21 protein-coding genes and 2 pseudogenes are annotated in these 24,139 nt (G+C 68.7%); 11 read left to right on the top strand and 12 right to left on the bottom strand.

What is annotated here, in order from left to right:
* Positions 1–6: 6 nt before the first annotated feature.
* Complete coding sequence (locus tag CEF10_RS13355; RefSeq protein ID WP_101068673.1) at positions 7–2,028, bottom strand: CocE/NonD family hydrolase; 2,022 nt, start codon at positions 2,026–2,028, stop codon at positions 7–9.
* Between the two features lie 137 nt (positions 2,029–2,165).
* Here CEF10_RS13355 and CEF10_RS13350 point away from each other — a divergent pair, with 137 nt between their 5' ends.
* Positions 2,166–2,978: a helix-turn-helix domain-containing protein gene (locus CEF10_RS13350; RefSeq protein ID WP_101068672.1), complete on the top strand. Its 813-nt coding sequence runs from the start codon at positions 2,166–2,168 to the stop codon at positions 2,976–2,978.
* 7 nt (positions 2,979–2,985) lie between these two features.
* Here CEF10_RS13350 and CEF10_RS13345 read toward each other — a convergent pair whose 3' ends face one another.
* The 8 genes from CEF10_RS13345 to CEF10_RS13310 all read right to left on the bottom strand — a co-directional run bounded on the left by CEF10_RS13345 (position 2,986) and on the right by CEF10_RS13310 (position 10,193).
* A complete protein-coding gene (locus tag CEF10_RS13345; RefSeq protein ID WP_101068671.1) occupies positions 2,986–3,366 on the bottom strand; it encodes a Na+/H+ antiporter subunit G in 381 nt (126 codons plus the stop codon).
* A 9-nt stretch (positions 3,367–3,375) separates the two neighbouring features.
* A complete protein-coding gene (locus CEF10_RS13340; RefSeq protein WP_101068670.1) occupies positions 3,376–3,645 on the bottom strand; it encodes a K+/H+ antiporter subunit F in 270 nt (89 codons plus the stop codon).
* On the bottom strand, positions 3,642–4,133 hold the full coding sequence (locus tag CEF10_RS13335; RefSeq protein ID WP_101068669.1) for a Na+/H+ antiporter subunit E: 492 nt from the start codon (positions 4,131–4,133) through the stop codon (positions 3,642–3,644). The genes CEF10_RS13340 and CEF10_RS13335 overlap by 4 nt, the downstream gene beginning before the upstream one ends.
* Before the next feature lie 3 nt (positions 4,134–4,136).
* Positions 4,137–5,678: a monovalent cation/H+ antiporter subunit D gene (locus CEF10_RS13330; protein ID WP_101068668.1), complete on the bottom strand. Its 1,542-nt coding sequence runs from the start codon at positions 5,676–5,678 to the stop codon at positions 4,137–4,139.
* On the bottom strand, positions 5,675–6,037 hold the full coding sequence (locus CEF10_RS13325) for a Na+/H+ antiporter subunit C (RefSeq protein WP_101068667.1): 363 nt from the start codon (positions 6,035–6,037) through the stop codon (positions 5,675–5,677). The genes CEF10_RS13330 and CEF10_RS13325 overlap by 4 nt, the downstream gene beginning before the upstream one ends.
* Positions 6,037–8,904, bottom strand: coding sequence for a monovalent cation/H+ antiporter subunit A (locus CEF10_RS13320; RefSeq protein WP_101068666.1), 2,868 nt, complete (start codon positions 8,902–8,904; stop codon positions 6,037–6,039). Before CEF10_RS13320 ends, CEF10_RS13325 begins: the two co-directional genes overlap by 1 nt.
* 501 nt (positions 8,905–9,405) lie before the next feature.
* The gene (locus CEF10_RS13315) at positions 9,406–9,675 is read right to left on the bottom strand and encodes an amidohydrolase family protein (RefSeq protein WP_101068665.1); all 270 of its coding nucleotides are present in this window, start codon (positions 9,673–9,675) and stop codon (positions 9,406–9,408) included.
* Between the two features lie 83 nt (positions 9,676–9,758).
* Complete coding sequence (locus tag CEF10_RS13310) at positions 9,759–10,193, bottom strand: amidohydrolase family protein (protein ID WP_101068664.1); 435 nt, start codon at positions 10,191–10,193, stop codon at positions 9,759–9,761.
* 292 nt (positions 10,194–10,485) lie between these two features.
* On the opposite strand from CEF10_RS13310, the pseudogene CEF10_RS17455 reads away from it, so the two are divergent.
* The 6 genes and pseudogenes from CEF10_RS17455 to CEF10_RS13280 all read left to right on the top strand — a co-directional run.
* Positions 10,486–10,974, top strand: a pseudogene (locus CEF10_RS17455) (4-hydroxyphenylacetate 3-hydroxylase N-terminal domain-containing protein); the annotation flags it as partial.
* A gap of 342 nt (positions 10,975–11,316) precedes the next feature.
* Positions 11,317–12,591: pseudogene (locus CEF10_RS17450) on the top strand (flavin-containing monooxygenase).
* A gap of 59 nt (positions 12,592–12,650) precedes the next feature.
* Positions 12,651–13,076 carry a RidA family protein gene (locus tag CEF10_RS13295; RefSeq protein WP_101068663.1) on the top strand — a complete coding sequence of 142 codons (426 nt, stop codon included), beginning with the start codon at positions 12,651–12,653 and terminating at the stop codon, positions 13,074–13,076.
* A complete protein-coding gene (locus CEF10_RS13290) occupies positions 13,073–13,900 on the top strand; it encodes a DUF1028 domain-containing protein (RefSeq protein ID WP_101068662.1) in 828 nt (275 codons plus the stop codon). Before CEF10_RS13295 ends, CEF10_RS13290 begins: the two co-directional genes overlap by 4 nt.
* A gap of 107 nt (positions 13,901–14,007) precedes the next feature.
* Entirely contained in the window at positions 14,008–15,177 is a 1,170-nt protein-coding gene (gene argE / locus CEF10_RS13285) for an acetylornithine deacetylase (protein WP_101068661.1), read from the top strand.
* A 113-nt stretch (positions 15,178–15,290) separates the two neighbouring features.
* On the top strand, positions 15,291–17,042 hold the full coding sequence (locus CEF10_RS13280) for a PAS domain-containing protein (RefSeq protein ID WP_101068660.1): 1,752 nt from the start codon (positions 15,291–15,293) through the stop codon (positions 17,040–17,042).
* Between the two features lie 64 nt (positions 17,043–17,106).
* Here the strand turns inward: CEF10_RS13280 and CEF10_RS13275 are convergent, their stop codons facing one another.
* Positions 17,107–17,727 (bottom strand): TetR/AcrR family transcriptional regulator, encoded by a 621-nt coding sequence (locus CEF10_RS13275; protein ID WP_101068659.1) that lies wholly within the window; start codon positions 17,725–17,727, stop codon positions 17,107–17,109.
* A gap of 2 nt (positions 17,728–17,729) precedes the next feature.
* Positions 17,730–18,905 (bottom strand): acyl-CoA dehydrogenase family protein, encoded by a 1,176-nt coding sequence (locus CEF10_RS13270; RefSeq protein WP_101068658.1) that lies wholly within the window; start codon positions 18,903–18,905, stop codon positions 17,730–17,732.
* Positions 18,906–18,994: 89 nt separating this feature from the next.
* Here CEF10_RS13270 and CEF10_RS13265 point away from each other — a divergent pair, with 89 nt between their 5' ends.
* The 3 genes from CEF10_RS13265 (at position 18,995) to CEF10_RS13255 (ending at position 22,848) form a co-directional block, all read left to right on the top strand.
* The gene (locus tag CEF10_RS13265; RefSeq protein WP_101068657.1) at positions 18,995–20,536 is read left to right on the top strand and encodes a carboxyl transferase domain-containing protein; all 1,542 of its coding nucleotides are present in this window, start codon (positions 18,995–18,997) and stop codon (positions 20,534–20,536) included.
* A 7-nt stretch (positions 20,537–20,543) separates the two neighbouring features.
* Positions 20,544–22,520, top strand: coding sequence for an ATP-binding protein (locus CEF10_RS13260; protein WP_101068656.1), 1,977 nt, complete (start codon positions 20,544–20,546; stop codon positions 22,518–22,520).
* Between the two features lie 115 nt (positions 22,521–22,635).
* Positions 22,636–22,848 carry a DUF1858 domain-containing protein gene (locus tag CEF10_RS13255; RefSeq protein WP_101068655.1) on the top strand — a complete coding sequence of 71 codons (213 nt, stop codon included), beginning with the start codon at positions 22,636–22,638 and terminating at the stop codon, positions 22,846–22,848.
* Here the strand turns inward: CEF10_RS13255 and CEF10_RS13250 are convergent.
* Positions 22,845–23,549 (bottom strand): Crp/Fnr family transcriptional regulator, encoded by a 705-nt coding sequence (locus tag CEF10_RS13250; protein ID WP_101068689.1) that lies wholly within the window; start codon positions 23,547–23,549, stop codon positions 22,845–22,847. The genes CEF10_RS13255 and CEF10_RS13250 overlap by 4 nt on opposite strands.
* Before the next feature lie 99 nt (positions 23,550–23,648).
* Between CEF10_RS13250 and CEF10_RS13245 the strand changes: the two genes are divergently transcribed.
* Positions 23,649–24,077 carry a pseudoazurin gene (locus CEF10_RS13245; RefSeq protein WP_101068654.1) on the top strand — a complete coding sequence of 143 codons (429 nt, stop codon included), beginning with the start codon at positions 23,649–23,651 and terminating at the stop codon, positions 24,075–24,077.
* Positions 24,078–24,139 lie beyond the last annotated feature (62 nt).

Here is a 24,139-nt window from a genome sequence, read left to right as displayed (position 1 = left end):
GCGTCATTATGTCAGATCACGCGGAACGCTCTCGTGCCAGTCGATCTCTTCGACCAGATCGTCGCCCTCCCACGCCTTGAGCCGCGCCTGGATGTGGAAATCGGTCTCGTCGGCGGTCATGCGCGTCCAGGTTTCCGACCACGCGTGCCAATCGGCCCGCGCCACGCCGTAGATCCAGCGCGTCTCGGCCTCGGCCGAGGTCGGATCGTCGCCGGCGATCGTGTAGCGTTCGTATCCCTGCTCCTGAACGGTGATCCCGGTGTCCGGATGGTACACCTTGCCCTGACCGTTGGCGACCCGCATCTCGGCCCGGCCGGTAGCGGCGTCCTCGACGATCTCGAACCAGCGGTCGGGCGGTTCCTGCGGCTCGGTGCGCATGGGGGTGGCGTGGCGGACGTCCTGGAACCCGCCAATGGCGGAATCCTCGGGGGCGGCGTCGCGCACCGGCAGTTCCAGGTGGCTGCCCTCGGCGTGTACCGTCACGGTCACCGGTTCGGGTGCGGGCCAGATCATCGGGAAATAGCTGGTCGACAGCGCCAGCCGCAGCTTGTGACCGGCCGGGAAGTGCTGGGCCACATGCTTCATCGGGATCGTGACGTCGTAGACCCTGCCGGGTTCGAGCGGTTCGGGGGTTTCATGCCCGTTTCGGTGGGTGAGGTTGAACACACCGAAGGACACCCGCGTCGACGCGCCGTCGGGGGCAACGTCGCACATCCGCGCGGCAAGCTGGGCCACCGGCCTGTCCACCGACACCCGCAGTTTCACGTTCGCGTCGCCGGCCATCTCCAGGGGGGCCTCCAGCGGGGCGGTGTCGAAGCACAGGCTGCCCGCGTCCTCGCGTCGCTGGTCGACGGGGGAATCGCCTGCGGTGGCGTAGCCGCACCATTTTCCGGAGGCCATCCCGACCCACAGCGGCGAGCGATGCGTGCAGGGGCCGGGTGCCCGGCCGGGTTGCGTGTCGAGGCTGCCGTCCGCGCCAAGGTGGAACGGGGTGCGTGTCACGTTGGGCGACGGCCAGGCCGGCTCGGCGATCCAGCGCCCCGGGCGCTCCAGGTGGTGCCCCCGCGGCGGTGCGCTGTCCTGCATGAACAGTTGCAGCCGGGGTTCCTCCATGATCCCGGTGGACTGCCCCTTGAGCCAGTGATCCCACCAGCGCAGCTCTTCCTGCAGGAAACCGATCGCCGGCCCCGGTTCGCCGACGTGCGGATACCGGTGCGCCCACGGCCCGATCAGCCCCTTGGCCGGTGCCTGCAGGTTCTCGACGATGCGGAACACAGACCGGCAATAGCCGTCGGCCCAGCCCGAGATCGCCCAGACCGGCACCTTCACGGCCGACCAGTCCTCGCATATCGAGCCGTGCTTCCAGTAATCGTCGCGGCGTTGGTGCGCGGTCCAGGTCTTGAGCCACAGGCCGCTGCCGCGCAGGCGCCCGTGCCATAGCTCGCGCCAGCGGTCGCCCACGTTCTCGGGATCCGGCGCAAGCGTGTTGCGCCCGAACATGATCGAGGCCCAGCTGATCTGTTCGCCCAGCAGGCAGCCGCCCATGTAGTGCACGTCGTCGGCGTAGCGGTCGTCGGTCGAGCACAGCGTGATGACCGATTTCAGCGCCGGGGGCTGCCGCGCGGCGATCTGAAGGCCGTTGAAGCCGCCCCACGAGATGCCGATCATGCCGACGTTGCCGTCGCACCAGTCCTGTGCGGCGATCCACGCGATGGCCTCGCAACCGTCCTGCAACTCCTGTTCGGTGTATTCGTCCTCCATCACGCCTTCGGAATCGCCCGCGCCGCGCAGATCCAGCCGCACCGCGGCATAGCCGTGGCCCGCGCGATAGGGCTGCATCGTCATGTCGCGTTCGGCGGTGAAGTCGTTCTTGCGGTAGGGAATGTATTCCAGGATCGCCGGAACCGGCACCGCGTGGGCGTCGCTGGGCATCCAGATCCGCGCCGCCAGCTTGCAGCCGTCGGCCATCGGGATCTCGACGTGCCGCATTTCCGTGATCTCGCAGGGAAAGCTTTCCACCTGTGTCATTTCTGCCCTCCGCCGGTGGGGTGGTTTTCCGCCCGTCGGGGCGTGCCGCGCACGAGCCTTCCTGCCATGCGGGCGGATTTCAATTGCGCAGACCTTCGCGACCTGACACCATATCAGCGTCAAATGGCGGCAAGTTCATGGAAGACGGATTCAAGACCAACCTGTCCCTGCTGTGCAGCTACCACCGTTCGGTGGCCGAGATCTGCCGGCAGCTGAAGATCAACCGGCAGCAGTTCAACAAGTATCTCAGCGGCCAGACACGTCCGTCGCGCAGCAACATGCGGCGCATCTGCGATTTCTTCGGCGTGACCGAGGCCGAGCTTCTGCTGGAGCCCGGGGATTTCGAGGATCTCATCGTGCTGCGGCGCAAACCCGTGCAGAACGCCGAGCTGCGCAAGCCGCTGCAGCATCTCGAACGCCTCTACCGGGAAAGCCAGAACCTCGACAAGTATCGCGGCTACTACTTCAGGTATTTCTATTCCTTCGGGAATACCGGGCTGATCATGCGGTCCGTCGCCTCGATCACCCGCGAGGACGGCAAGTATTACTGGAAGAACATCGAGATCCTGCGCGACCCGGACACCGGCGTGGCCTTCGACCTGAGCAAGTACGCGGGCGTCGTCTTCAACCTGGCCGACCGGATCCAGATTCTCGAGTACGAGACGATGGAATGCGGCTCCATCACTCAGGCCACCCTTTACCCGCGCCACCGGCCACGCGTGGACCGGCTGGTAGGCATCCAGACGGGCGGGCCGACGGGACGCGGGCGCAAGCCCGCCGCCGCGCGGGTTGTTCTGGAATACCTGGGCCGCGACGTCGACCTGCGCTCGGCGCTGAAACGGGCGGGGCTGTTCCACCCCGACGGCGGCCGCATCCGCCCCGAGACGTTGGAGCTTCTGGAAAACGTGATCGCGCCGGACTCCTGCGTGCTGGAGGTCGACGAACCCTAGGCGGGGCTCACTTGCCCGCGGTGTCCGGCTCGGGCGGCGGGTCGTCGTAGACCGACCAGCCGTAGTCACGCTCGGTGTCCGGCAGGTCCTCGTGGCGCACGTTGGCCTGCATGAAGGTCTTGGCGACGAAATGCGCGCTGATCGGCGCGGTGAGGAACAGGAACAGCGTGATCAGGAGTTCGTGGAAGGAAAACGTGCCCTTTACCAACAGGAAATAGAGCATCGAGGCGATGAGCACCCCGCCAACCCCAAGCGTCGTGGCCTTGGTGGGCGCGTGCAGCCGCTGCATCGTGTGGCGCAGCTTCAGCAGGCCGAACGAGCCCACGAACCCGAATATGCCCGCCACGACCAGGAAGAAGGAAACAAGTATCTCGGATGCCAGTGCCATGTCGCCCCCTTATTCGATGATGTCGCCGCGCAACACGAAGCGGCAGTAGGCCACGGTGGAGACGAAACCGACCATCGCCACCAGCATCGACGCCTCGTAATAGACGGCCGTGCCCTTCCAGACCCCGTAAAGGATCAGGAGCGCGATCACGTTGATGACCATGGTGTCCAGCGCGAGGATTCGGTCGGCCGTGTCGGGGCCCGTGGCGATCCGCCACAGGTTGAAAAGAAGGCCCAGCCCGAAACAGCCGAAGGCGAAGATCAGGGCGTAGGTGATCATTGGAAAATCTCCCTCAGGCGCCATTCGTAGCGGTTCTTGATGGTGGCGCGCACCCCGTCGGGGTCGTCGGTGTGCAGGCAATGGACCAGGATGCTGCCGCTGTCGGCCGACAGCATCGCCGACAGCGTCCCCGGCGTCATGGTGATCGTGCCCGCCAGCGTGGTGATCGCCTCGGGCGAGGTGATCTCGAGCGGGATCGTGATCCAGTGCGAACGGATGTCGGCATTGCGCCGGAAGAGGATGATCAGCGCCACCTGCACGTTGGCCACGACGATGTCCCAAAGCACGATGGCGGCGTATTCCACGACGCGCAGCGGGCGGCCGACCTTGGGCCGGCGCGGCCAGTAGGGCGCGGTCAGGATCGGCACGATGATCCCGAGAATGCCGCCCAGGATCAGGTTGCCCAGTGTCACCTTGTTGACCAGCGCGAGCCAGACAACGGTCAGGGTCACGCTCAGCAGGGGGTGGGGAAAGACACGTTTCAGCATCGCTCAGCCCTCCGTGCCCTGGCCCAGCACCGCCTCGATATAGCCGGTGCTGTCGTAGAGTTGCGCCGCGGCGGCCTCCATGTAGCCCGTGACCGGCCCCGCGAAGGCGGACAACCCGGCAAGGGCCGCGACGGCCGCCATGGTCGGCGCCACCTCGAGCGCGCCGGCGCCGCGCGCCGCCCCCTGTGCTTGCTGGTCGGTGCCGCCGGCCCGCGTGGCCAGCGCGGTGGATTTCCAGAACAGCGTGCTGCCGGCACGGGCGAAGCCGACGATGATCAGCAGAGAGGCGACAAGAATCGCCGCGAACGCCGTGGCCATCTGTGGCGTGGGCTGCATGGCGTCGAGGATCACCAGCTTGCCAAGGAAGCCGCTCAGCGGCGGCATGCCCGCCATCCCCACGGCCGCGGCGAAGAAGAGCGCCGCGAACAACCCGTTCTGCACGGTGGGCACCTGCGTGGACAGCCGGTCGCCCGCCGCCCTGCGCGAGATCACCAGATCCGCCAGCAGGAACAGCGCCGCGCCGGCAAAGGTGGAATGCACGACGTAGTAGAGCGCGGCGGTGGTCGCGGCGGGCGTGAAGGCCGACACGGCGATCATCATCGTGCCCATCGACCCGACGACGGCAAAGGACACAAGCGGCATCAGCCGCCGTGCCCCCAGCACGCCCAGCGCGCCCACCGCCAGCGTGACCACGGCCGCAGGCATGAGCCATGTGCCGATCAGGTCGCCAAGCGCCGCGGTGTCCGGCCCGAACACGATGGTGTGGATGCGGATGATCGCGTAGCCGCCCACCTTCGTCATGATCGCGAACAGCGCGGCCACCGGCGCAGGCGCGTTCGAGTAGGTGCCCGGCAGCCAGAACTGCACGGGAAACAGCGCCGCCTTGATCGCGAAGACGATCATCAGAAGGATCGCCGCGACGCGGACCAGCGCGGCCTCGTCCACCGGCATCTCGCCCACCTTGACGGCAAGGTCGGCGATGTTCAGCGTGCCGGTGGTGGCATAGAGCGTGCCCAGCGCGAACAGGAACAGGGTGGACCCGGCAAGGTTCATCACCACGTATTGCAGCCCCGCCTGCAGCCGCACGCGCCCGCCGCCGTGGATCATCAGCCCGTAGGAGGCGATGAGCAGCACCTCGAAGAACACGAACAGGTTGAAGGCGTCGCCGGTCAGGAATGCGCCGCAGATGCCCATCAGCTGGAACTGGAACAGCGCGTGGAAATGCCGACCGCGCGCATCCCACCCCGAGGCGGCCGCGTGGGTCAGCACGATCAGCGCAAGGACCGATGTCAGCAGCAGCATCATCGCCGACAGCCGGTCGAGGACCAGCACGATCCCGAAGGGGGCCGGCCAGTCGCCCAGTTCGTAGACGAAGGTCTCGCCACCGGCCGCGGCGACCGTCAGCCCGACCGCGATCGCCGCCAGGGCCACGGTGCCGGTAAACGAGGCCGCGCGCGCCAGCACGATGTCGTGTCGCATCACGAAGGCGATGATCGGCGCCAGCAGGGCCGGCAGAACGACCGGTGCGATGATCCAGTGACTCATGCGCCGCTTTCCTTCTCGGCTGCCTCCGCCTCGTCCTCGCCCATATCGATGCGGTCATGATCCGCCTCGAGGTAGGCGCCCAGCGCGATCATCACCAGGACGGCTGTCATGCCGAAGGAGATCACGATCGCCGTCAGCACCAGCGCCTGCGGGAGCGGGTCGGAGTAGGGCACGTCGGCGTACTTGTTCAGAACGGGTGGCGCGTTGATGGCCAGCCGCCCTGTGGAGAACAGGAACACGTTGACGGCGTAGGTCAGCAGCGACAGCCCGATGATGACGGGGAAAGCGCGCATCCGCAGGATCAGATAGACCCCGGCGGCCGTCAGCACGCCCACGGAACTTGCGACAACCACTTCCATCAGCCGTCCTCCCGCGGTGTCTTGATGTTGCGTTTCAGCGACGGGTCGTAATCCATCGGTTCGACGTTCACCGACTCGCCGGCGTAGCGCGCGATGCGCGACAGGCTGTAGAGCATGAGCATCACCGCGCCCAGCACCGTCAGGAACACGCCGAGGTCGAAGGCCATCGCCGAGGCCAGTTCGAATTCCTCGATCGGCGGCCAGTGGACATACCCGAACGTGCTGGTCAGGAAGGGTTCGCCGAACAGCCAGGCGGCCGCGCCCGTCAGCCCGGCGATCACCACGCCCCAGCCGATCATCAGGTGGTACTCGATCCGTTTGCGCGTCTGGGTCCAGCCGAAGCCCGATGCCATGTACTGCATCAGCAGCGCGATCGAGATCACCAGCCCGGCGACGAAGCCGCCGCCCGGCTGGTTGTGACCGCGCAGGAAGATGTAGATGCCCACCATGGTGGCGATCGGCAGCATCGCGCGCGTGCCCACCACCATCATCAGGGGATGCCGGTCGCGCGACCGGTCCCGGCTGAAGTCGCGCGCGCGCAGGCGCCGCGCGGCCGGCCCGTTCAGCAGCGCCTCCATCAGTGCGTAGATGGTCAGCCCCGCGATCCCCAGGACGATGATCTCGCCGTAGGTGTCGTAGCCCCGGAAATCCACCAGGATCACGTTGACCACGTTGGTGCCGCCGCCGCCCTTGTAGGAATTGGCGAGGTGGAACTCCGAGATCGACGAGAAATCGCGCGTCAGGAACATCATGGCCAGCGTCGCGACCCCGCCGCCGGCGATCACCGCGATGGCCCCGTCGCGCAGTCGGCGGGCCGGCGCGCTTTCGCGCGGCGAATGCTTGGGCATGAAGTGAAGCGCCAGCAGCAGCAGCATGATGGTCACCGTCTCGACCGAGATCTGCGTCAGCGCGAGGTCGGGGGCCGACAGGTAAACGAATCCGCCCGAGATCATCAGCCCGATCACGCCCAGCAGGACCAGCGCCCGGAACCGGTTGCGGTGGTTCACGACGATCAGCGCCGTCGCCCCGATCAGCAGCAGCCAGCCCGCCGCCGCCACCGGCGGAATCGGCAGCAGCGCGCGCGTGGCCGGTGCCAGCCCGCCGTCAAATACGGCGATCGCCCCCAGCGCGACCGTCGCGACGACGAAGATCGCGAGGTAGCGGCTGATCGCGCCGTCGTGCAGCGCCTCGCTGACCCGCCGGGCCAGCCCCGCGGCGCCACCCACCAGCGCGTCGAAGATCACTTTCGCCTCGGGGCGCGGCGCGTCCTGCCACGCGCGGTCCAGCGGACGGTGGATCGCCAGCAGCACCGCACCGCCCAGCACGGCGACGATCGACATGAACAGCGCCGGCGTCACGCCATGCCAGATCTTGAGATGCGGGTGCAGGTCGGCCCCGGTGACCGCGCTGGCGGCGACGGTGACCACCGGCTCGGCCACCCAAGGCAGGATGCCGATCAGCATCACCAGCACGCACAGAAGGGCGGGCGCGGCATACATGCCGAACGGCGGATCGTGCGGCTTGGCCGGGTAGTCGTCGCGCGGCGGCCCGGCGAAGACGTGGAAGATGAATCGCAGGGAGTAGGCCACCGACAGCAGCGCGCCAAGCGTCGCCAGGGCCGGCACGATCCAGGGGTTGCCGAACCAGCCGGTGTGCGAGGCCTCCTCGAGCATCATCTCCTTCGACAGGAAGCCGTTGAAGAACGGGATGCCCGCCATCGACAGGGCCGCGACGGTGCCGATCAGGGCGGTCACCGGCATGAATTTCGCCAGCCCGCCCAGCCGCTTGATGTCGCGCGTGTGGGTTTCGTGGTCGACGATCCCGGCGGTCATGAAGAGCGCCGCCTTGAACGTCAGGTGGTTGATGATGTGGAACACCGCCGCGACCGCCGCCTTGTCGGTCCCGAAGCCCAGCAGCATGGTCAGAAGGCCCAGGTGCGAGACGGTCGAGAACGCCAGCAGCGCCTTCAGGTCGTCCTTGAACAGCGCGATCAGCGCGCCCAGCACCATGGTGACCAGCCCGACGATCGACACGATGTAGAACCACGCCTCGGTGCCCGACAGCACGGGCCACATGCGCGCCATCAGGAAGACGCCGGCCTTCACCATCGTGGCCGAGTGCAGGTAGGCGCTGACCGGCGTCGGCGCGGCCATGGCATGCGGCAGCCAGAAGTGGAACGGGAACTGCGCCGACTTGGTGAAGGCGCCCAGCAGGATCAGGACAAGCGCGGGCAGGTACCACTCGGACGCGCGGATCGCCTCGCCCTGGTCGAGGATGTCGGTCAGGTTGTAGCTGCCGGCGATGTCGCCGAGGATCAGCATCCCCCCGATCATCGCCAGCCCGCCCGCGCCGGTCACCGCCAGCGCCATGCGCGCGCCCTGGCGTCCCTCGGGCAGGTGTTTCCAGTAACCGATCAGCAGGAAGGACGACAGGCTGGTGAGTTCCCAGAAGATGAGCAACAGCAGGATGTTGTCGGAAATCACGATGCCCAGCATCGCCCCCTGGAACAGCAGCAGGTAGACGTAGAACTGGCCCATCGGGTCCTCGCCCGACAGGTAGTAGCGGGCATAAAGCGTGATCAGCAGCCCCACGCCCAGGATCATCGCCGCGAACAGCAACCCCAGCCCGTCGAGGAAGAACGCCACCGACAGGCCCAGCTGCGGCAGCCACGCGATCTCGGTCTGGACAACCCCGCCCTGCAGGACCTGCGGCGCGAGCACCGCCAGCATCACCAGCGCGATCAACGTGGGCAGGGCCGTGAAGGTGGCACAGGCCGTCCGGCCGGCACGGATCATGACCCCCGGGATCAGGGCCCCGAGAAACGGCAGGATCGCGATGATGGGAAGTAGGCTGCTGCTGTTGCTCATCACGCCCCCGTCTCTTGTCTGCCCGGTCCGACCGGCGAGGCGGGTACGCGCGCCCTGCACTCGGCGTAGGACCGCGCCGCGCGGCCCACGCCCTGCGTGCGGCAGGAGCCGGCGCCTGCCGCTCCGTCGCTGTCCCCGTCCGGTTGGATGTCCGCCCTGTCCCGTCGTTCGTCGCTGCAAGTTCCGAGACTATAATCGGAACACCCGAATTGCCAAGAGCCCTGTGTTCCCGGCGCGCACCGGCCTGCACCCGTTGCAGACGGGGTGGGTTTCCCCGGTCTCGTTTGCCGCGTTCACCTGTCATCGGCGGGCTGCCAAGAAATTGATTTGCAAGTGAATATCCTTACGGGCGGACAGGGCGCGCGACGGCAACGGAGGCCGTCGACAGCCCGGTCCGCCGGACGCGCCATCGCCGTGAATGGCCCGGGGGCGTGGGATGTCGTGCCGGGGCAGATTCGCCACCGCCCGTGTTGCAGGGCGCGGTGCCGGCGCCTCGGACCCTCAGGGCGGGGTTTGCAAGGATGTGCCGCTGCGGGCCGTCGCGCGGCCGCCCTTGACCACCGTCAGGCGGGGTGCCCGGTTCACGACAGCGTCGGCCAGCGTCCCGCCCTCGGCCAGGACGAAATCGCCGGGCGCGCCGGGGCCGAGCCACCGGGCACGGCGCCCAACGCCTCCGCTGCCCCCGCCGCTTGCCGCGTGCAGCGCGCGGGCGATGTCGTCGTCGCGCCTGAAGCCGTTGCGCAGGCTGACGCGCACGGCCCGTGCCAGCATGTCGCCGTTGCCGTAAGGGCCCCATGTGTCGCGGATGCCGTCGTTGCCTGCTCCGACCTTTATTCCGTGATCCCGGAGCGTCTTCAGCGCCGGAACGGGGCAGGCGGGGGCGCTTTGGTCATGATCCGCACGTCGTTGCGGGCCAGTCTCTCCAGCAGCCCCTCCACGCGCATCTGGTCGGACATGCCGAGGCAAAAGGCGTGCGAGACCGTGACACGGCCATGCATCCCGTGGGTTTCGGCCAGTCCGATGATGCACTCGAGGTGCCCCCTGGGGTCGCGATCGATTGCGCGGGGACCGATCCCGCCGACCAGCCCCGCGCCCGCGCGCAGCGCCGCGTCCATCAGAGCGGCCGTTCCGGGCCGCGTCACCAGCCCCGGCAGCGCAAGGGCTGCGCCCGCCGCCTTCACCGGCTCGCCCCGGTGTTCCAGGCCGGGGCCGATCTCGGTGATGCGGCCATCGGCGTTCCGGATGTCGGCCGGGCCGCCGCCCATGGGCCGGGCGTTCGTGATCGGCATTCTGCACATCGCGGCCGTCCTTTCCGTGGCGTGCTCCGGGCCGGAGCCTACGCGCGCGCCGCGCCGCCGGCGAAGGAGGTCATGCCGCAGGTTCGGTTAGCCAGATCCTCATCCGGGATAGCCCGCCACGGGCTGGGGATTTCGGACTGGCATACGCCGACGCCCGCCCGGCTTAGGGCGTGGCTAATCCGTGCTGAAAAAGGGCGTTCTTTCGCCCGGCGTCCCGGCTGCCCGATGATGCCCCCGTGACGTGGCACCCGATGCGGTGCCGGCACGGAAACCGGAAAAGTCCATGATCCGCACAGGCGACGCATACCGAGAATCGATCCGCGCGCACCGCGGAATCCACGTCGGGGGCGAACGGGTGCAGAACGTGACGACCCATCCCATTTTCAAACCCGTCGTCGATATCCGCGCGGATGTCTACGACATGCAGCACGACCCGGCCACGCGGGACATCATGACCCATACCCGCGATGGCGAAACCTCGGCCATCGGCAGCAAGTTGCCCTACAGCCAGAAGGATTGGTGGGCCAAGCGGCGTGCCACCGATGCCGTTCTCGACCGGATCGGCGGCGTCGTCGCCCGCACCGGGGACGAGACGGTGGCCGAGATGTGGTCGCGGCACGACGCGCGCGAGATGCTCAACGGGATCGACCCGCGGTTCGCCACGAACATCGACCGCCACATTGCCCGGGCCGTGCACGCGGACGCGTTTCACGTGTCCGCCAACACCGACCCCAAGGGCGACCGCGCCGGACTGCCGCAGGACCGGGATCCGGACATTCTGCTGGCCTTCGCGCGCGACCTGCTGAACTCGGACTACGCCGGCCACCGGCTGAGCCTCCAGCTTTTCGGGCAGGCGCCGCCGTTCACGCATCTCGCGCCGGTCTACCGCAATTTCGACTGGGACGGCCCGCTTGCCTTCGTTCGAGAGGCCGCCGGCCTGTCCGACCGCGTCATGGGCCCGCGCGCAATGGCCACCGCCGACAGCGGGATCAGCCGGTGGTTTTCCATGCAACCCGCCGGCAGCGCCAGGGGGCGGCGCCGGAGGCAGGCCCCGACGGGGCGGTGCGCAATGATCGGTCAGAGACACGACAGGAACGCCAGAAAGGACCCAGACATGTCGATTGAAGAAGTGGATACCCTTGTGGTCGGCGGCGGCCAGGCCGGCGTGGCCATGAGCGAGCATCTCGGCAACGCCAGTGTCCCGCATCTCGTTCTTGAGCGCCACCGCATCGCCGAGCGCTGGCGGTCGGAACGCTGGGATTCGCTGGTGGCCAACGGCCCCGCCCGGCACGATCGTTTCCCGGGCATGGAGTTCGACGACACCGATGCCGAAGCCTTCGCGCCCAAGGAAAGCGTGGCGGACTACTTCGTGGCCTATGCCAATCGAATCGGCGCGCCGATCCGCTGCGGCGTCGCGGTCAGGGAGGTGCGCAAGGCGAACGGCCGCCCCGGGTTTCGGGTGACCACCTCAGAGGGCGTGATCCACGCCGCCCGCGTCGTGGCCGCCACCGGCCCCTTCCAGAAACCCGTCATCCCGCCGGTCGTGCCCGGGGATGCCGGGCCCGCGCAGATCCATTCCAGCGCGTACCGCAACCCCGCGCAGCTGGCCGAAGGTGCCGTGCTCGTGGTTGGCGCGGGGTCCTCGGGCGTGCAGATCGCCGAGGAACTGATGCGCGCGGGGCGCCGCGTCTACCTCTCGGTGGGCCGCACGACCAACCGCCGCGGCGCTACCGCGGGCGCGATTTCGTCTGGTGGCTGGGTGTTCTGGGTCAAGTGGGACGCCGCCGCACAGGACCCGGACACCGAGCACGTCACGATCTCGGTGAGCGGCGCGCGCGGCGGTCACACGGTGGCTTTCCGGCGCCTGGCGGAACAGGGCATGACCCTTGTCGGCCGGACCGAGGCATACGACGACGGCACGTTGCGCTTCGCGTCGGACCTGGCGGACAACCTCGCGCGCGGCGACGACACCTACCTGTCGCTTCTGGGCGAGGCCGACGCCTAAGTCGCGCGCAACGGCCTCGACCTGCCGGAGGAGCCGTAAGCCTGGCAGATCGACCGCGATCCCGGGTGCGTGACCGATCCGCTGCGGCAGCTCGACCTCGCGCGCGCAGGGGTAAGCACGATCATATGGGCCACGGGATTTTCCCTCGACTACGGTTGGCTGAAGGTGGACGCGTTCGACGACTCCGGCCGGCCCGCGCACCAGCGCGGCATATCGACGGAACCCGGGGTCTACTTCCTCGGGTTGCCCTGGCAGTCCCGACGGGGGTCCTCCTTCATCTGGGGGGGCTGGCACGACGCCAGGTTCATCGCGGACCACATCGCGACGCAGCGCAAGTATCTGGCCTATCATGACGCGGCCCGCCCCGTGCCCGAGGGTGCGTGACGGCCACGCCAGAGGCCGGATTCCCGGGCAGGACGACGGAAAATCAGGACGAACGCAAAATGGCTCATACCCGTATCCGCAAGTTCAACACGCGCGACACCTACCCCGAACAGAACCTCGACAACGACCTGTGCCAGGCGGTCGTCACGCGGGGCGGGCGAACCGTCTGGTTGCGCGGCCAGTGCCCCCAGAACCTTGACGATGCCGCCAGCATCGCGAGCCACGACCCGGTCGAGCAGACGCACAAGGTGATGCGGAACATCGCCCAGCTCATCCAGGAGGCCGGCGGCGGCATGGAACACCTTGTCAAGCTCGTGGTCTGCCTGACCGACGTGCGCCACCGCGAGGCGGTCTATCGCACGATGGGCGAATACATCCGGGGCGTGCACCCTGTCTCCACCGGGGTGGTGGTGCAGGCGCTCGCGCGGCCCGAATGGCTGGTCGAAATCGACGCGACTGCCGTGATCGCGGAGGATGACCGATGACCTTTTCCCTCGTGGCCAGGTGCGCTGACACCGGCATGTTCGGCGTGGCGATCTCTTTGTCTTCGCCTGCGGTCGCGGCGCGCTGTGCCTACGCGCGTGCCGGTGTCGGCGCCGTCGCCAGCCAGAACGTGACCGACCCGCGCCTCGGCCCCGCGACGCTCGATGCGATGGCCGAGGGGCGGCCGGCGGAGGCCGCCGTCACCGCCGTGCTGGAAGGGCGGGACTGCACCGAGTACCGCCAGCTTCTGGCCGTGGACGCGGACGGGGGCACCGCCGTGCATTCCGGGCCAAGGGCGCTGGGGCTGTGGTCCGCCGCGCAGGGCCGCGACGTTGCCGCGGGCGGCAACCTGCTGGCCGACGAACACGTCCCGCAGGCGATCGTCGATGGGTTCGAGGCCGCCAGCGGGCACCTCGGCGACCGGCTTCTGGCGGCCCTGCGCGCCGGGCTGGCCGCCGGGGGCGAGGCCGGGCCGGTGCACTCGGCCGGAATGACGCTGGTCGATCGGGTGCCGTGGCCCGTGGCCGACCTGCGATGCGACTGGACCGAGGATTGCCCCGTCGCCGCGGTCGAGCGGGCCTGGGAGGTCTACAAGCCACAACTCGACGATTACGTGCAGCGCGCGCTCGACCCATTTCATGCGATCCGGTGCGCGCTGAAGCGCAAGCGCTGGGCCGAGGACATGCCCGACCAACGGCTGGACCTCGACGCCTGTCTTGCGGCCTACACCCGCAACGCCGCCATCGCGGCCTTCGAGGAAAACCGCCTCGGGCGGCTGGCGCCGGGGGTGCTGGCGGACCTGGTCATGGTTGACGGCGACCTGTAACGGCTGCACGAACCGCGTGATCCCGGCGTCCGGGCGGCGCTGACCATAAGCGACGGGCAGGTGACGCATCTCGCGGACGCCGCCGACGCCCCCGGAAAGGCAACTGCATGAGCGCAAGAACCCTCGACCTTCTGGACCGGCTGGTCGCTTTCCCGACCGAGAGCGGCTCGGGCAACCTCGACCTGGTGGCCTTTGCCGAGGAGTTCCTGCGCGCCCGCGGCGCGATAACCGAGCGGTTGCCGTCCCCCGACGGGGCGAAGGCCGGGCTGGTGGCGCGCCTCGGGCCGGCCGAGCGGCCCGGGGTCGTGCTGTCGGGCCACACCGACGTGGTGCCGGTGGCCGGGCAGGACTGGACGTCCGATCCCTTCACGCTGCGCCGCGCCGGCGATCGCGTCTACGGGCGGGGCACGACGGACATGAAGGGGTTCGTCGCCGCGATGCTTGCCGCGGCCGACCGCGCCGCGGCGCGGTCGCTGTCCGAGCCGTTGAAGCTGGTCCTTTCCTATGACGAGGAAGTCGGCTGCAAGGGCCTGCGCGAGATGCTGGAGGCACTGCCCGCGCTTCTGGGCGCCCCGCGTGCCTGCATCGTCGGCGAGCCGACGTCGATGCAGGTCGCGCTGGGCCACAAGGGCAAGGCGGCCTACCGCGCCCGCTTCCACGGCACCGGGGGGCATTCCGCGATGGCGCCGATGCACCTGAACGCGTTGCACATGGCCGCGGATTTCATCCAGGGGCTGCGCGCCTTGCAGGCCGAGCTGGCCGAGACCGGGGCGCAGGACGCGCATTTCGCCGTGCCCCATTCCACCATTCACGCCGGCACGCTGGCGGGTGGGCACGCGCTGAACATCGTGCCCGACGACACGCGGCTTGGCTACGAGATCCGCGCGGTGCCGCAAGAGGCGATCTCCGGCATCGCGTCGCGCGTTCAGGCGGTGGCCGACGAGATCGCGGACCGGTATCGCGCGCGGTTTCCCGAGGCCGCGATCACCATCGAGGAAACCACCCGCTATCCCGGCCTGTCCACTGACGCGGGCAGCCCGGTGGCCGGCTGGGCGCAGGCGCTGGCGGGGCAGAAGGGAACCTGTCACGTCGATTTCGGCACCGAGGCAGGCTTTTTCGCGGGCGAGCTCGGTATTCCCACGGTGGTGTGCGGCCCCGGTTCCATGGACCAGGGGCACAAGCCGGACGAGTTCGTCGCGCTCGCGCAACTCGACGCCTGCGACACGATGCTGACCCGGCTGGTCGATCGGCTGTCCGAGGGGGAGCCGGGCCCGTAAGCGTGCCCCGGCGATGGGTCGCCACTTCTGACGTTGGTATCGCATTTTTGACATTTCCATTGTTTGCAATACACGTCTAACATGGGCGACTATCCGACGAATGCGTGGTCTTGATGAGCTTGCCCCGCCTGACCCTCGGAACGAAGCTGGCGCTTTGCTTCCTGCTTTTCGGCGGGCCGTGGGTGATCGTCGGGGATTACCTGGTGTCCGTGATCGGCGTCTCCGGGGCCTACCAGCCCGCGCAAACCTTCAAGGGAATGGTCTTCGTCGGGCTGTCGTGCGTGTTGATAAAGGCCTTTGGCGACAGGTTGAATTCGGCGCTGCAACGCGCCTACCGGCGCGAAAGGCGGCTTCACGCGATGCTGAAGCACGCCGAGTTCCTCGGCAAGGTCGGCAGTTGGCAGAAGGACATCGATACCGGCGAGGCGCGGGTGAGCGATGCGCTCGCCAGCATGCTGGGAGGCCGCCCGAGGCAGGGCGAGGACATCACCGACCTCCTGTCGCGCGTCGTGCACCCGGAGGACCGCGAAACGGTGCTTGCGGCGCACCGAGACTGGTTGCGCGACGGTGGGACGCTGTCGCACCAGTTCCGGATCTTGAATTCGGCCGGTCAGACGAAATGGATGGAGGAAACGGCCGGCTTTTCGACATCGGAGGACGGCACGCCGACCGCGATCGGCAGCGTCACGGATTTCACCGATCTCAGGCAGGCCCGCGTCGCCTATGAAAAGGCGCAGTCGCGCGCGAACAACCAGCAGGCCCTCATTCGCATGGCCGCCGAGAAGGCACGGTTCGGCGGCTGGCGCTACGAGGTGGGCATCGGCGCCGAGATGTGGACGGACGGTGCGGCGACCGTGCGCGACCTTCCGGCCGGAACGGTCGTGTCCGCGGACGAGGCGATGAGCTATTACGCGCTGGAGGACCAGCAACGCCTGAGGCAGCTTTTCGCGAATTGCCTCGAACACGGCGCGCCCTTCGACGAAACCTTCCGTCTCGTCACGGCCAAGGGTCGGGAATTGACGGTCCGCACCACGGGCGACCCAGAATACGACCAGTCGGGCCGCATCGTCGCGGCGCAAGGCGCGATCCAGGACGTGACCGACCTGGTCGAGGCCCGCCGGGAAGCCGACCGGCGCAATGCGCAAATCCGGGACGTGGTCGAGTCGATCGGCGGCGGTTTCATGGCGGTCGGCACCGACGGGCGCTGCGCCTTCGTCAACCGGCGCGGCCTCGAGCTTCTGCAGGTGTCCAAGGACAGCATCGAAGGCCGGCCGATCCGGGATGCCTTTCCATCCGGGCCCGGTGGTGAGTTCAACAGGAACCTCGCGCGGGCTGTCGAGAACGGCGAGAACCGGACCTTCATCGAGTATTGCGCGTCGGCCGGGACGTGGCTGGAGGTCCACATGCATCCGGCTACATCGGGTCTCGGGATCCGCTTCTCGGACATCACCGGGGCGTATGAGACGCATGACCGGGTCGGGCTGCTCGAACAGGCGGTTCTTCACATGGATGACATGGTCATCATCGGGATACAGCGGCCTGGCGACGCAGACGACGATATCGAGGTCGTTTTCGTCAACCCCGCCTTCGAAAACGGGTCCGGCCGCGGGCGGGCCGAGGTGACCGGGCGGTCGCTGCGGGATCTCGACGGCGCGGGGTGGGACAGGGCCGCGTTGCAGCAGATCCGCGCGTCCGTTGCGGCGCGGCAGGCGGCAACGCATGACGTTCCGCTGCGTCACGCGGATGGCAGTCGCAAACGTATCGAACTCGACACGTTCCCCGTCCCGGGCGGAAACGGCGATGCGGTGCACTGGATATTCGTCGGCCGGGACGTGACCGACGAGAAAGTCCTCAGGGCCAATTGACTGCCGGGGTCCCGGCACGGTGTCGTTCTGCGGCCCACGTCCGGGCGCCTGCGTCGGATGGGGTTCAGCCCTTTCCGGGGGGCAACAGGCGCATCAGGGCGCGCAGGAACGCCTCCGGGTCGTCGCGCCCGGGGGAGTACCATTCAAGCGCCCCGTTCATCGCGCCGATCAGGGCCAGGCGCAGGTAGCGGACGTCCTCCGCCGCGGCATCCTCGCCCAGCATGTCGCGGATCACGCCGGTCCACAGCCGGTCGTAGTCGCGCCGCACGGCCACGAGGCGGCCGCGGACGGTCTCCGGCACGAAAGGGTAGCAGCGAATGTGGGCCGAGGAGAACTCGCTGGCCGACAGCAACGTGTGCAGATGCACGCGCAGCGCCGTCTCGAGCCGTTCGCGCGCCGGCCGGTCCGCGGCCGCGTCGAGGGCCTCCGAAACCGCGTCAGAGACGGTCTCGACGCCCAGCCGCATGACCTCCACGGCCAGTTCCTCCTTGGACGCGAAGTGGTAGTAGAGGCTGCCCGCCTTCATTCCCACCTGGGCTGCCAGATCGCGCAGCGACATTTCGGAATAGCCGCGGTCGCGCATCATGCGCGCGGCCGCCTCCAGGATCTCGGCGCGCGCCCCGGCCGCCCTTGGTTTCGCGGGGGCCGCGCGGGCGGCGTTTGGGTTGCGGGCCTGCCTGGGCATCGTCACATGCGCTTGGCGACCTCTTCGAGCATCACTTCCGTCGCGCCGCCGCCGATGGCCTGCACCCGCGCGTCCCGGGCCATGCGCTCGACCGGGGTGCCCACCATGTAGCCTGCCCCGCCGTGGAACTGGAGGCAGTCGTACATCACCTCGTTGACCAGCTCGCCGCAATAGGCCTTGATCATCGAGACCTCGCGCACCAGGTCCTCGCCCGCCGCAAGCCGCGCGGCCGTGGCATGGACCATGTTCCGGCCGGCTTCGACCTTGCCTGCCAGCATGGCAAGGCGCTGCCGAATGGCCTGCTTGTCCCAAAGCGGTGCGCCGAAGGCCTTGCGGCCCCTGACATAGTCAACCGTCAGTTCGATGGCCGCCTGCGCCTCGCCCATGGCCATGGCGCCAAGGACCAGGCGTTCGTTCTGCAGGTTCTTCATGATCTCGTGGAAACCGCGCCCTTCCTGCCCCAGAAGGTTCGCGGCGGGCACCTTCACGTCCTCGAACGACAGCTCGGCGGTGTCCGAACTGTTCCAGCCGTGTTTCTTGAGGGTGCGGGCGACGGTGAAGCCCTCCATGCCCTTTTCCAGGATCAGCATCGAGGTGGCCTGCGTGGGGGCGACGGCGGTATCCGTCTTGGCCGCGATACAATAGACATCGGCCAGGACCCCGTTGGTGATGAAGGTCTTGGAGCCGTTGAGCACGTAATGATCGCCGTCGCGCCGCGCGGTCGTGCGGATGCCCTTAACGTCCGACCCCGCATCGGGTTCGGTCAGCCCCACGGCGGTGATGACCTCGCCCGAGATGACGCGTGGCAGGTACGTCTCCTTCTGCGCCGTGGACCCGGCGTTGAATATGTGGACCGACGCCATGTCGGTGTGCACCAGCGCCGAGATCGCGACGCCGCCGAAGGTCGACCGGCCCAGTTCCTCGGCCAGGACCACCGTCGCGCGCGCGTCCATGTCCGAGCCGCCGTAGGCTTCGGGATAGCGGATGCCGAAAAAGCCCAGTTCGCCCATCCTGCGAAGCACCGCGCGCGGGGTCGCGCCCTCGGCCTCCCAGGCATCGGCGTGGGGCTTGATCTCTTCGTCGACGAACCGGCGGATCTGCGCGCGCAACATGTGGTGTTCCTCTTCGAAGAACAGGTGGCTGCGGGTCGTCCTGTCGAATGCGGTCGTGTCGGTCATGCGCGTGCCCTGTCCGAAGAAGCTGTTGCCGGATTTTCTAACGAACGTTAGGTTGAATGGCAAGCGGGCACAGGTGAAAGGCCGGAGGCATGGACACGATCGAAGACCTGGTCGCGGGGCTGCGCGCGGCGCATGGCGCCGCCGCGCAGGGCGGTGGCGAGCGGCTCAGGGCGCGCCACGCGCAGCGGGGCAAGCTGTTCGTGCGCGACCGCATCGAGATGATCCTCGACCCCGGGACGGCGTTCCTGGAGCTGTCGCCGCTGGCAGCACACGGTCTTTACGACGGCGAGGTGCCGGGGGCGGGGATCGTCACCGGCATCGGGCTGGTGCACGATCAGCCCTGCGTCATCATCGCCAACGACGCGACCGCAAAGGGCGGCTCCTTCTTCGCCGAAACCGTCCGCAAGCACCTGCGCGCGCAGGAAATCGCCGAAGAGCACGGCCTGCCGTGCCTGTACCTGGTGGATTGCGGCGGCGCCTACCTGCCCGAACAGGACCGCGTCTTTCCCGACCGGGATCATTTCGGCGGCACCTTCTGGCAGCAATGCCGCATGTCGGCCATGGGTCTGCCGCAGATCTCGGTCGTCTTCGGCGGCTGCACGGCCGGCGGCGCCTATATTCCCGCGCTGTCCGACCAGGTCATCATGGTGGAGGGAACGGGCCGCATCCACCTGGGCGGGCCGCCCATCGTCAAGGCCGCGATCAACGAGGAGGTGGATGGCGAGACGCTGGGCGGGGCGGCGATGCATTCGCGCGTCTCGGGCACCAGCGACCACCTTGCCCCCGACGAGGCAACCGCCCTTCAGAAACTGCGCGAACTCGTCCGTCACCTCGGCGCCCGCCGGGTTGACCCGCCGCCTCGCGCGCCGCGCGCGCCCGATCCCGCGTTCGGAACGCCGCAGGACTACGCGCCGGTGGATCTCAAGCGCCAGGTCGACATGCGCGCGCTGGTCCGGTCGATGGTGGACGCATCGGAACTGTCCGAGTTCAAGCCGGAATACGGTTCCAGCCTGATCACCGCCTTCGCACATCTGCACGGCTACCCGGTCGGGATCCTGGCCAACGACGGCGCGTTGTTCACTCAAAGCGCGCTGAAGGGCGCGCATTTCATCGAGCTTTGCGACCAGAGGCAGATCCCGCTGCTGTTCCTGCAGAACATCACGGGCTTCATGGTCGGCTCCGAGGCCGAGCGCGAAGGGATCGCGAAGAACTCGGCCAAGCTGGTCTATGCCGTCGCCAACGCGCGGGTGCCGAAATACACCGTGCTCGTCGGCGGCTCCTTCGGGGCAGGGAACTACGGCATGTGCGGCCGCGGTTTTAGGCCAAGGTTCCTGTTCTCATGGCCCAATGCGCGCATCGCGACGATGAGTCCCGACGTCGCCGCGACGGTGGTGACCGACCTGCGCCGCGGGTCGTTGAAATCCGATGCCTCGGAAGACGAGATCGCCGCGCTCGACGCCCGGACACGGGCCCAGTTCGAGGCGCAGTCGGACCCCTACTATGCGACCGCGCGCCTGTGGGACGACGGGATCATCGAACCCGACCAGACGCGTGACGTGCTGGGGCTGTGCCTGTCGCTGGCCGCGGGCGCGGCCGGCGACACCGGGCCGCGGCCCGTCTACAGGATGTGAGGCGGGGATGTTCGACAGCCTGCTGATCGCCAACCGCGGCGAGATCGCCTGCCGCATCATCCGCACCGCGCGGGCGCTCGGCCTGCGCACCGTCGCGGTTCACTCGGATGCCGATGCCGACGCGCTGCACGTGCGCCTGGCCGACGAGGCCGTCCGCCTCGGCCCGGCGGCGGCGGCTGAAAGCTACCTGCGTCACGACCGGGTGATCGAGGCCGCCCAAGCCACCGGCGCGCAGGCCGTTCACCCCGGCTACGGTTTCCTGTCCGAGACGCCGGCACTGGCGACGGGCTGCGCGGAGGCCGGGATCACCTGGGTCGGGCCGCATTCCGGGGCCATCGCCGCGATGGGTTCAAAGGTCCGGGCCAAGGCCCTCGCCGCGGACGCGGGCGTGCCGGTCATTCCCGGCTACGCGGGCGACGACCAGACCACGGGCGGCCTGGCCGCGGCGGCCCGCGACCTTGGCCTGCCGGTCATGATCAAGGCCTCGGCGGGTGGTGGCGGCAAGGGCATGCGCGCGGTCGTTGCCGAGTCGGAGCTTGCGGCCGCGATCGACGCCGCGCGCGCCGAGGGCGAACGTGCCTTCGGCGACGGCCGCCTGCTGATCGAGAAGCTGGTGCAGCACCCCCGTCACATCGAGGTGCAGGTCCTTGGCGACAAGCACGGCACCCTGTTGCACCTGTTCGAACGCGATTGTTCCGTCCAGCGCAACCACCAGAAGCTTCTGGAGGAGGCGCCGGCACCGGACCTGTCCGCGGAAACGCGCACGCGGCTTCACGAGGCCGCGCTGCGGCTGGCGCGCGAGATCGGGTATGACAACGCGGGCACGGTGGAATTCGTCATGGACGCCACGACGGGGGACTTCTTCTTTCTCGAGATGAACACGCGTCTGCAGGTCGAACACACGGTCACCGAGGAAATCACCGGCCTCGACCTGGTCGAGCTGCAGCTGCGCGCCGCCGCGGGCGAACGGCTGCCGCTTGCCCAGGCCGATATCGCCCGCACCGGCGACGCGCTCCAGGCGCGTCTGACGGCCGAGGACGCCGCCAACGGGTTCCGCCCCCGGACCGGCCGGATCCTGCGCTGGGTGCCGCCCGCGGGGATACGCACCGACAGCGGGATCGCCACCGGGGCGGAGGTCGGCGCCAGCTACGACTCGCTTCTGGCCAAGCTGACCGCGCATGGCGCGGACCGTGACGAGGCGCGCCGCAGAATGGTGACCGCGCTGGAGCGGCTGGAGTGTGTCGGCCTCACGACCAACCGGTTGTTCCTGCGCGACGCGATCCTGCGGCCCGCCTTCGCCGCCGGCGGCGTGACAACCGGCTTCATCGAGTGCGAGTGGCCCGGCGGCTGGCAGCCGGACCCGGGGGATAACCTGCTTTTCGCGGCACTTGCGCGTCACCTGGCCCCGCCTTCGGGTGCATCGCCTTGGCACGCGCTCGGCGGCTTCCGGTTGCTGGCCGAGGCAGGCCGGCCCGCGCGCACGATCTACGTCGATGCGGCGGCGCCGGACGCGCGTGTCACGCTCAGCGGCCAAGGCACGGCCCTGACGGCCACGACCGACGGCGGCACGGCGCGGGTCGAGGCCGCGTGGATCGACGAGCGCACCCTGCGCGTGGTCCGCGAGGGGCGCGGCATCAACGTCGGCGTGTTGTTCGACGGCGCGGTCACCCATGTCCGGGGCGCCACCACGGAGGCCGCCCTGCACGTCGTGCCGCTGGGCGATTTCGAGGCGCAGGGGCCTTCCGACGTCGTTTCCCGGTCCGACGACGTCTCGGCGCCCATGCCGGGGCTCGTGGTTGAACTGCGGGTCACCCCCGGCGACGCGGTGGAAACCGGGCAGACCGTGGCGGTGTTCGAGTCGATGAAACTGCTGACCGAGTTGAAGGCCACGGCGCCCGGAACCGTCGCCGCCGTTGGCGCGGCACCGGGTGACACGGTCGATGCCGGTCACGTGCTTGTCACGCTCGACCCGGAAAACGATTGAGCGTGTTCGCCGTGCGCCTGGGCGGCGCGGTGCGTGCCGCCGATCTGTTTGCGCCATCGCAAAGAGCGGCCCGGCCGCCTGCGCCAGCATGGGGGTGCCGTGACAGGAGACCGCCATGCGCCGCCCGGACATCGACGACCCAGACCTGCCTCTGGAGGAGCTGTTCCGGCACTGGCCCGCCGCCGCCAGGCCGTTTTTCGAGCGGCGGATGCTGTGCCCGGGTTGCCCGATCGCGCCCTTTCACACGGTTGTCGAGGCCTGCGAGGAATACGAGCTGGACGAGGATGATTTCCGCGCCGACCTGCGCCGCGCGGCTGGCCTGGACTAGCTTTCCGGTCCTCCGGCGCTGCCCAGCTCCACCAGCCGGTGCGGCGCGGTGATGACGATGTGCTTGCGGGTCGACCGCACGATGCCGGCCTTCTGCCAGGCCGACAGCAGCCGGCTGACCGTGTGCAGCGTGGTGCCAGTCATCTCCGAGATGTTCTGCCGGGTCACCGGGAAGGCGATCTCGATGCCCGCGTCCGTCTTGCGTCCGCTCTGGTTGGCCATCCGCAGCAGGGCGTCGGCGACGCGCTGTTCGACCGCCTGCGTCGCCAGCTGGGTCAGCGTGCCCTGGATCTCGCCCAGCCGCTGGCCCACGGTGCGGTAGGTTTCCGCGGCGAACCCGTCATACCGCGCGGCGAAGTCGTGCCACAGCTGGACGGGCCAGGCGAGCGCGATGCATTCCGCCGCGGCGGACGCCGTCGCCGGGTAGGTGTCGCGCCGCAGGGCCGGGGCGATCCCGAACAACTGCCCCGGCGCGATGTGCAGCACGACCACCTGGTCGCCGTCGGCCGTGGTGCGCGCGACCCGCACGTATCCGTCGAGCAGAAGGAAGAAGGTTTCCGCGTCGTGGCCCTCGCGGAAGATCGCCGCGCCCTCGTCGTAGCGGCGCGACGCCGCTTGGTCGAGGATCTCGCGGATCTCGGGCCGCCCAAGGCGGGCGAACGGCGGCAGGCCGGTGAGCAGGCTTTCGTCGAGTCTGGGCACCAATGATCCGGAAGTTTGTGGAAGAGCAACGTTCAGCGCGCGGGACCATCGCATACCGCACGGGTCGATTCACCCTGACAGATAGAAAAGGACGACCCGATGTTCAAACCCCTGATGACCGCCGCCGCCCTCGTGCTGACCGCTGGCGCCGCGGCCGCCGAAACCCACGAGATCGAGATGCTCAACCGCGGCGAGGCCGGGATCATGGTGTTCGAGCCCGCCTACGTGAAGGCCGAACCCGGTGACGTTGTCCGCTTCGTGCCCACCGACCCGGGCCACAACGTGGAAAGCATCGGGGGCATGCTTCCCGACGGTGTCGAGGCGTTCAAGACGAAGTACAACGAGGCCTTCGAGCTGACGGTGGACGAGGAGGGCCTCTATGGCGTCAAGTGCACGCCCCACTACGGCATGGGCATGGTCGCGCTGATCCAGGCCGGCGATGCGGTCAACCTCGACGCGGCCAGGGCCGTGAAACAGCGCGGCAAGGCCGGTGCGCGCTTCGACGAGATCTTCGCCAACGTCGAGTGATCCGGGCATGTCCCGCGCCGGGCGGGCAGCCGGGGCGGCCCCCTTCGGGGGGCCGCCCTTTT

Source organism: Roseovarius salinarum, from assembly GCF_002834145.1.
Classification (GTDB): Bacteria; Pseudomonadota; Alphaproteobacteria; order Rhodobacterales; family Rhodobacteraceae; genus Roseovarius; species Roseovarius salinarum.
The sequence above is the reverse complement of the archived record's forward strand: the minus strand, read 5'-3'. Positions and strand labels throughout refer to the sequence as shown.

What these genes read in the sequence shown, in the direction of transcription:
- CEF10_RS13355 (WP_101068673.1), bottom strand. Translation starts at nt 2,028, where the DNA reads ATGACACAGGTGGAAAGCTTTCCCTGCGAGATCACGGAAATGCGGCAC.
- CEF10_RS13350 (WP_101068672.1), top strand. Translation starts at nt 2,166, where the DNA reads ATGGAAGACGGATTCAAGACCAACCTGTCCCTGCTGTGCAGCTACCAC.
- CEF10_RS13345 (WP_101068671.1), bottom strand. Translation starts at nt 3,366, where the DNA reads ATGGCACTGGCATCCGAGATACTTGTTTCCTTCTTCCTGGTCGTGGCG.
- CEF10_RS13340 (WP_101068670.1), bottom strand. Translation starts at nt 3,645, where the DNA reads ATGATCACCTACGCCCTGATCTTCGCCTTCGGCTGTTTCGGGCTGGGC.
- CEF10_RS13335 (WP_101068669.1), bottom strand. Translation starts at nt 4,133, where the DNA reads ATGCTGAAACGTGTCTTTCCCCACCCCCTGCTGAGCGTGACCCTGACC.
- CEF10_RS13330 (WP_101068668.1), bottom strand. Translation starts at nt 5,678, where the DNA reads ATGAGTCACTGGATCATCGCACCGGTCGTTCTGCCGGCCCTGCTGGCG.
- CEF10_RS13325 (WP_101068667.1), bottom strand. Translation starts at nt 6,037, where the DNA reads ATGGAAGTGGTTGTCGCAAGTTCCGTGGGCGTGCTGACGGCCGCCGGG.
- CEF10_RS13320 (WP_101068666.1), bottom strand. Translation starts at nt 8,904, where the DNA reads ATGAGCAACAGCAGCAGCCTACTTCCCATCATCGCGATCCTGCCGTTT.
- CEF10_RS13315 (WP_101068665.1), bottom strand. Translation starts at nt 9,675, where the DNA reads ATGCTGGCACGGGCCGTGCGCGTCAGCCTGCGCAACGGCTTCAGGCGC.
- CEF10_RS13310 (WP_101068664.1), bottom strand. Translation starts at nt 10,193, where the DNA reads ATGCCGATCACGAACGCCCGGCCCATGGGCGGCGGCCCGGCCGACATC.
- CEF10_RS13295 (WP_101068663.1), top strand. Translation starts at nt 12,651, where the DNA reads ATGGCTCATACCCGTATCCGCAAGTTCAACACGCGCGACACCTACCCC.
- CEF10_RS13290 (WP_101068662.1), top strand. Translation starts at nt 13,073, where the DNA reads ATGACCTTTTCCCTCGTGGCCAGGTGCGCTGACACCGGCATGTTCGGC.
- argE (WP_101068661.1), top strand. Translation starts at nt 14,008, where the DNA reads ATGAGCGCAAGAACCCTCGACCTTCTGGACCGGCTGGTCGCTTTCCCG.
- CEF10_RS13280 (WP_101068660.1), top strand. Translation starts at nt 15,291, where the DNA reads ATGAGCTTGCCCCGCCTGACCCTCGGAACGAAGCTGGCGCTTTGCTTC.
- CEF10_RS13275 (WP_101068659.1), bottom strand. Translation starts at nt 17,727, where the DNA reads ATGCCCAGGCAGGCCCGCAACCCAAACGCCGCCCGCGCGGCCCCCGCG.
- CEF10_RS13270 (WP_101068658.1), bottom strand. Translation starts at nt 18,905, where the DNA reads ATGACCGACACGACCGCATTCGACAGGACGACCCGCAGCCACCTGTTC.
- CEF10_RS13265 (WP_101068657.1), top strand. Translation starts at nt 18,995, where the DNA reads ATGGACACGATCGAAGACCTGGTCGCGGGGCTGCGCGCGGCGCATGGC.
- CEF10_RS13260 (WP_101068656.1), top strand. Translation starts at nt 20,544, where the DNA reads ATGTTCGACAGCCTGCTGATCGCCAACCGCGGCGAGATCGCCTGCCGC.
- CEF10_RS13255 (WP_101068655.1), top strand. Translation starts at nt 22,636, where the DNA reads ATGCGCCGCCCGGACATCGACGACCCAGACCTGCCTCTGGAGGAGCTG.
- CEF10_RS13245 (WP_101068654.1), top strand. Translation starts at nt 23,649, where the DNA reads ATGTTCAAACCCCTGATGACCGCCGCCGCCCTCGTGCTGACCGCTGGC.